Here is a 6,063-nt window from a genome sequence, read left to right on the forward strand (position 1 = left end):
GCTGTTGGGCTTGGCCTGGCAGTGCAGGGTTTTCTGGCGTTAGGCCCCAGCCTTTCTCCATTACCGGATCCCAAGCCCAAGGCCGCTTTGATCACGACAGGGGTCTATGGCCATTGCCGGCACCCTCTCTATCGAGCTGTTGTGATTTGCTCCCTTGGCGTGGTTTTGGCCAAAGGCAGCCTGCTGCACCTGGGGTTGTTTGTGCTCTTGGTGGCGGTGCTCAATGGCAAGGCCCACCGTGAAGAGGAGCGCCTCTGCAACGTCCATCCGGATTACTTGCAGTATTGCGCCCATACACCAGCAATCGTGCCCGGGATTCCTGGCTTGGATTGGCGCAAGGGTTAGGGCCAGCTGAACAACCGTTTATTTTTTTCAAAAAAAATAAATAAACCCCTTAAGACAAGGACGTTTTTCGATCGTTTCGGATGGTCCGATCTGCGCCTTTTCAGCTGCTGGCGAGTAGAGCCACCCCTTGCGTGTTGCTCCTTGGTGCTGTCTGCGCAGGTCTCGAATTCAGTGCCCCAAGTCAGGCCAACGAGTTTGTGCTGAACAGCCCTCAACCCGTTGAGGTCAGTTCAAGGCTTTTAGCGATTCTGGAGCCTCCGATCGCCATCCCGGATCCCGAGCCTCAGCTTGTCCTGAACCGGACAAAGAGACAGATCCGCTCCACAGGAGATCCGATCTGGGATTTGCGGCTTGAGATCCCTGGGCAACCGGTGCGTCATTTCGATGCCGTGAGTGGTCGCGCTCATCGCCAGAACGCAGACCGTGATCAGATGGGGAGCAAAGCTCCCTTGCCAGCCGGGAGCTACACCCTCGGACCAGTTGAGCCTCTTGCCAAGGGAGCTTATCCAGAATTAGGGCCGGTTTGGATCGGCATCGAACCGACGTTCACCACGGGCCGGAGGGTGCTTGGGATTCATCAAGACCCAAGTGCTGGTCTCAATGGAAACAGCGGCACCTTGGGATGTATCGGACTGATTCGTGAACATGACATGCTCGAGCTGTCTCAGTTGATCCAGGTCAGTGATGTGCGTTTATTGGTTGTTGAAGACTGAGAAGGATTTGACTTGAGTTTGAATTTAATCGACACCTACTCTTTCATCGAGACCTGAAAGTTAGAGCCGTTGAGTTAGTGATTTAGTGGCTTTATTTTGACGATCTGTGAGTGGTTCCTCGAACTTAATGGGTCGCATCAAGAAGAACAGTTGTGAGTTTTTCAGAGGCCGTTGGATCAAATCCAATCACAACCAAATCCACTCCTGACTGACTTTTAGGAGTCCAGGCCTGATCAGGAGCCGCTTCAAACCAAGTCTCCAAGCGGGGACCAACCATTTGCACTTGCAGAGGAAGAGATTTACCAGCTAACCAGACTCTTCCCTTTAAGCGCACCACCTGATGTTCGGTCACAAAAGGAGGAAGGAGTCGCTCGAAATCCGCACGTTGAATCACACCTTCGAAACGAACATTGCCGCCCTCAACATCTAAGTGCGTGTGATCGTGGTGATCATGCGCATGGTCGTGATGGTCATGGTTGTGGTGCTCATGGTCATGCTCATGAGCCTGGTCATGCTCGCCAGACGTCTGACGCTCCACGCCAAGAAGCAAGCTCGGGTCAACTTGACCGCGACTCATGGGGATCACCGCTGTACCGGTTCGGATCTTGGGGACAAGTGATTGCTGGATCTGGTCTAGTTCGGTGGGCTCTAAGCAATCAGAGCGGCTGACCAACACCAGGTCAGCGGATTGAAGTTGATCTGCGAACAACTCATCAATGGCGGTGAGGTGGTCCAGGCTTGGGTCTTCTTGCCTTTGCCGTTCCAACGCCTCTGGATCTCCCACAGGACTTCCGTTGTTCAGTGCTTCCCCATCCACAACAGTGACCACCCCATTCACGTGCACTCGAGCTCGGATTGCAGGCCATTCGAGGGCCTGAAGCAGGGGCCTGGGAAGAGCTAACCCACTGGTTTCAACAACGATTCCATCGAGTTGATCAGCGCGAGCGAGCAGCGTTTCCATCGTGGGTAGGAAATCGTCCTGCACGGTGCAGCACAGACACCCGTTGTTCAGCTCAACGAGACGCCCCTCGATTTCATCCTCTGGGCAGAAACCGCAGCTTCGGATGAGATCGCCATCCAGCCCCACGGTTCCGAATTCGTTGACCATCACCGCGAGGCGTTGGCCACTGTGCACCAATAAGTGGCGTAACAGTGTTGTCTTACCGGCTCCAAGAAAGCCGGTAATCACGGTGACGGGAAGGCGTTCAGACATCAGCGGCAACCCAGGCTTTCGCGGGTGCTGACTCCACTGACGCTGTTCACGCCGCTGGCACGTCCGCATAGGGCTTTCATCTGGGTGAGATCGATCACGGCGTTGGTGAAATCCGTCCCATCAATGCGCGCATCCACAAACCGACTTTGCATCAGCATCGCGTTTGTGAAGTTTGCGTCGCTTAAATCGGTTTCATCAAATCGACTTGAGAACGCCACCACGTCCTCAAGGTTGGCTCCATGGAGATCAGCTCCCTGCAGTTGAGAGGTATTGATGACAGCCCCACGTAGGTCGGTGTCGCTGAGATCAATGCCGCGGAGGTCAGCTTTCAAAAATTCTTTTTCTTTCAAATCCCGGCCATGCATGTCATTGCTGATGTCTTGCAGTGCAAACTGGCCGCGCAACTCAGGCGCAGTGATCGCTTGAACTGCGAAGGGAAAGGAGATCAAACTCGACGTGAGAAGCACCCCGAACAGAACAGGTAACAGGTGCTTACGGAACAAATCGGGAAGGGGCATCAGAAATGGATGCAGCCGGCTTCAGGCTGCAGCTGCCTTAACTTGAACGGTCACGTTATGGCAGACAGCTGCCCCGCCACGTGCCATGGCCAAAACTTTGAGGGTGGTTGTTCCCCCCCATCCACTGATTGCCCACTGGCTCACGATGCTGCGCCATTCCGGTACTCCAGCATCGCTCTATCGAACAGCCCTTGAGGAGTTGGGACGTTGGCTCACCTATGAGGCGTTGCGTGACTGGCTCCCCCATCGCCGTGAAGAGGTGAAAACCCCACTCGAGCTTACGGAAGGAACCGTGATCGAAACGGGTGTTCCTTTGTTAGCCGTGCCTTGTCTTCCTGGTGGGCTGATGCTCTGGGAGGGGGCAAGGCAAGTGCTGCCTCATGCAGAGCTTTGTCTCGGAGGCTTGCCCGAAACGATCGAAGCCAATGCTGGTCTTGTGTTGCTGATGGATCAAATCAGTGATGGTGAGGAGCTTGTTGGGCTGATGGAAGCGCTTGTGTCCAGAGGGGTAGAGAGCCGAAGACTTCGTGTGATTTCGGCCTTAACCGCCAGTCCTGGGCTCAAACGATTAGGTGAAACATTTCCAGAGCTCACCATCCATACCGCCTGCATTGATGAACAACTCAATGAGACTGGTCAGATCGTCCCGGGGATTGGCAACACATCCCAACGGCTGCAAATCAGAACAGCTTGATCGACCTAGGCTTGAAGAAATCCATCGGCGGCGATGAGCAGGCAGCAGGAATCCACCTCAGGAACACTTTTCACACTCCTGAGTGGAGCTCTCATTGGGGCAGCAGGAGTCGGTTGGTGGCTGCTCAGCGAAGCAGAACGGCGTCAGCGGCTGAAGCGACAGCGCTCCATGCTTTATGCGCCAAGAATGCAAGACGGCAGTGAAGCATTGGAGGCCAATCAATACGCTGATCGTGATGATCAGCTGGAACATCGTGTTGAGCAGCTGAATTCAGCCATCTCTGATGTCCGTCGTCAGTTGGAAGATCTCGGCTCCAAGTAGTCATCACCACGGCCGGTAAGTTGGGACTTGTCCCCATCTGCGATCCAGTCGTTGCCATGCTTCGCTCAGACGCCGTCACTCAAGGCATTCAGCGCTCACCCAATCGGGCCATGCTGAGAGCGGTGGGCTTTGGTGATGATGATTTCGGCAAGCCAATCATCGGCATCGCCAACGGCTACAGCACGATCACACCATGCAACGTGGGATTGGATGCTTTGTCCCGTCGTGCCGAAGACTCGGCTCGAAAGGCAGGTGGAATGCCTCAAACCTTCGGCACCATCACCGTTAGCGATGGCATCTCGATGGGCACCGAGGGAATGAAGTATTCCTTGGTGAGCCGTGAGGTGATTGCTGATGCGATTGAAACGGCCTGCAATGGCCAAAGCATGGATGGCGTTCTGGCGGTTGGTGGTTGCGATAAAAATATGCCTGGCGCCATGTTGGCAATGGCGCGTATGAATATTCCCTCGATTTTTGTCTATGGGGGAACCATTAAGCCGGGAAAATTAGGTGGCTGTGACCTCACTGTTGTGAGTGCTTTTGAGGCTGTCGGTCAGATTACGAGTGGGAAAATTGATGAAGAGCAGCTCACAGCGATTGAAAAAAATGCCTGCCCAGGTGCTGGCAGTTGTGGAGGCATGTTCACCGCCAATACGATGAGTGCCGCGATTGAAACGATGGGGCTGAGTCTTCCCCATAGTTCAACGATGGCTGCAGAAGATGAGGAAAAAGCAGAGAGTGCGGCCCGTTCTGGTGAAGTCCTCGTTGACGCCATCAAATCCAATATTCGCCCCCTTGATTTGCTAACCCGTGAGGCTTTTGAAAATGCCATCAGCGTGATCATGGCGGTGGGTGGGTCCACCAACTCTGTGTTGCATTTGCTCGCCATTGCGCGCACTGCAGGCGTAGATCTCAGCATCGATGATTTTGAACAGATCCGCCAACGCGTTCCGGTGATCTGTGATCTCAAACCAAGTGGTCGTTATGTCACCGTGGATCTTCATCAGGCTGGCGGCATTCCACAGGTGATGAAATTGCTTTTGGATGCGGGATTACTCCATGGCGATTGCCGCACGATTGAAGGGAAAACATTGAAAGAATTGTTGGCTGATATTCCTTCAACGCCTCCTGAAGGCCAAGAGGTGATCAGGCCAATCAGCAATCCCCTCTATGCAAAAGGTCATTTGGCCATCTTGAAAGGAAATTTGGCAAGCGAAGGAGCTGTTGCCAAAATCAGCGGCATTAAAACTCCTGTTCTCACCGGTCCTGCTCGCGTTTTTGAAAGCGAAGAGGATTGTTTAGCGTCGATTATTGGAAAACAAATTCAAGCTGGTGATGTGATCGTGATACGCCAAGAAGGCCCCGTGGGAGGTCCTGGAATGCGTGAAATGTTGGCACCAACCGCTGCCATTGTTGGACAGGGACTCGGGGAGAAGGTGGCGCTGATCACGGATGGTCGCTTCAGCGGTGGAACCTACGGTTTGGTCGTTGGCCACGTGGCACCAGAAGCCGCGGTTGGGGGAGCCATTGGTCTTGTGATGGAGGGAGACAGCATCACCGTGGATGCGAATCAAAACCTTCTCCAGCTCAATGTGAGTGATGCTGAGCTCGAAACACGCCGCAGCTCTTGGTTAGGACATCAGCCTAAATACAAGACAGGAATTCTTGGTAAATATGCCAGGTTGGTCTCGAGTTCAAGCCGTGGTGCCGTAACAGATCAGCCTGATTAAGCTAATTGAAGTGGAATTCCATTGATCGCTGGGCGATTGTCTGATTGATATTTAGTCGTCTTTTGATTGACCAACAAGTTGTGCTCTGAGCCGTCTGGCGATCGCTTCTAAGGGTTGTCCGTCTGCTGGAGCTGAGCAGCGCATGCCATTGTCTCCATGCATCCAAACGGGATGCTGCCCTTGCCAAAGCATGGGACGCTCCGGTTGATCACACCAACTGAGCATGAGATTCACATCCCTTCCGCTCCGATAGATCTCGAGTTCGAGATCCATCGCCTCCATTCGAGAGCCGGACGCATCACGGGTCTCGATGCGAACGTAGAGATCATCAATGCTGGATGGTCCCTCCTCCTCGTGAATCGGAACAACAGCATGCTGATAAGGCTTGCGGCAAAGATCAGCGGTGTGAGCAATCACGACAGCTAAATCAATCATTGATAGGCTTCGATCGAATGAATCAGAACGCGGATTACACCTGCACGGAAGCCTGGATTCGTTGATCCTGCCTCATCAAAGCGTGAATGGAGCA

8 protein-coding genes are annotated in these 6,063 nt (G+C 53.7%); 5 read left to right on the forward strand and 3 right to left on the reverse strand.

Annotated elements, in window-relative coordinates:
• Together NCN04_RS06615 and NCN04_RS06620 are read left to right on the forward strand one after the other, a co-directional pair.
• The coding region (locus NCN04_RS06615) for a methyltransferase family protein (RefSeq protein ID WP_284498642.1) at positions 1-345 on the forward strand (345 nt) is incomplete at its 5' end.
• 80 nt (positions 346-425) lie between these two features.
• Positions 426-1,058, forward strand: coding sequence for a L,D-transpeptidase (locus NCN04_RS06620; RefSeq protein WP_048346708.1), 633 nt, complete (start codon positions 426-428; stop codon positions 1,056-1,058).
• 124 nt (positions 1,059-1,182) lie between these two features.
• On the opposite strand, the gene cobW is transcribed toward NCN04_RS06620, so the two are convergent.
• Both cobW and NCN04_RS06630 read right to left on the reverse strand, forming a co-directional pair.
• Positions 1,183-2,271 carry a cobalamin biosynthesis protein CobW gene (gene cobW / locus NCN04_RS06625; protein ID WP_250395568.1) on the reverse strand — a complete coding sequence of 363 codons (1,089 nt, stop codon included), beginning with the start codon at positions 2,269-2,271 and terminating at the stop codon, positions 1,183-1,185.
• Positions 2,271-2,789, reverse strand: coding sequence for a pentapeptide repeat-containing protein (locus tag NCN04_RS06630; protein WP_250395569.1), 519 nt, complete (start codon positions 2,787-2,789; stop codon positions 2,271-2,273). The genes cobW and NCN04_RS06630 overlap by 1 nt, the downstream gene beginning before the upstream one ends.
• 85 nt (positions 2,790-2,874) lie before the next feature.
• Here NCN04_RS06630 and NCN04_RS06635 point away from each other — a divergent pair, with 85 nt between their 5' ends.
• From NCN04_RS06635 to ilvD, 3 genes are read left to right on the forward strand one after another with little or no spacing between them, the layout of a single operon-like run.
• Complete coding sequence (locus NCN04_RS06635) at positions 2,875-3,483, forward strand: uracil phosphoribosyltransferase (RefSeq protein ID WP_048346705.1); 609 nt, start codon at positions 2,875-2,877, stop codon at positions 3,481-3,483.
• A 33-nt stretch (positions 3,484-3,516) separates the two neighbouring features.
• Positions 3,517-3,804, forward strand: coding sequence for a membrane protein (locus tag NCN04_RS06640; protein ID WP_048346704.1), 288 nt, complete (start codon positions 3,517-3,519; stop codon positions 3,802-3,804).
• A gap of 56 nt (positions 3,805-3,860) precedes the next feature.
• Positions 3,861-5,534, forward strand: a complete 1,674-nt coding sequence (gene ilvD, locus NCN04_RS06645; RefSeq protein ID WP_250395570.1) for a dihydroxy-acid dehydratase — start codon at positions 3,861-3,863, stop codon at positions 5,532-5,534.
• 51 nt (positions 5,535-5,585) lie between these two features.
• Here ilvD and NCN04_RS06650 read toward each other — a convergent pair whose 3' ends face one another.
• A complete protein-coding gene (locus NCN04_RS06650; RefSeq protein ID WP_250395571.1) occupies positions 5,586-5,969 on the reverse strand; it encodes a DUF8659 family protein in 384 nt (127 codons plus the stop codon).
• Positions 5,970-6,063: the final 94 nt, after the last annotated feature.

Origin of the sequence: Synechococcus sp. MU1655 (genome assembly GCF_023630655.1) — a bacterium.
Taxonomy (GTDB): domain Bacteria; phylum Cyanobacteriota; class Cyanobacteriia; order PCC-6307; family Cyanobiaceae; genus Synechococcus_C.

Bases quoted from the DNA above. Each gene is read 5' to 3' on its own strand.
- ilvD (WP_250395570.1), top strand. From the start codon at position 3,861: ATGCTTCGCTCAGACGCCGTCACTCAAGGCATTCAGCGCTCACCCAAT.
- NCN04_RS06635 (WP_048346705.1), top strand. From the start codon at position 2,875: ATGGCCAAAACTTTGAGGGTGGTTGTTCCCCCCCATCCACTGATTGCC.
- NCN04_RS06640 (WP_048346704.1), top strand. From the start codon at position 3,517: ATGAGCAGGCAGCAGGAATCCACCTCAGGAACACTTTTCACACTCCTG.
- cobW (WP_250395568.1), bottom strand. From the start codon at position 2,271: ATGTCTGAACGCCTTCCCGTCACCGTGATTACCGGCTTTCTTGGAGCC.
- NCN04_RS06650 (WP_250395571.1), bottom strand. From the start codon at position 5,969: ATGATTGATTTAGCTGTCGTGATTGCTCACACCGCTGATCTTTGCCGC.
- NCN04_RS06620 (WP_048346708.1), top strand. From the start codon at position 426: ATGGTCCGATCTGCGCCTTTTCAGCTGCTGGCGAGTAGAGCCACCCCT.
- NCN04_RS06630 (WP_250395569.1), bottom strand. From the start codon at position 2,789: ATGCCCCTTCCCGATTTGTTCCGTAAGCACCTGTTACCTGTTCTGTTC.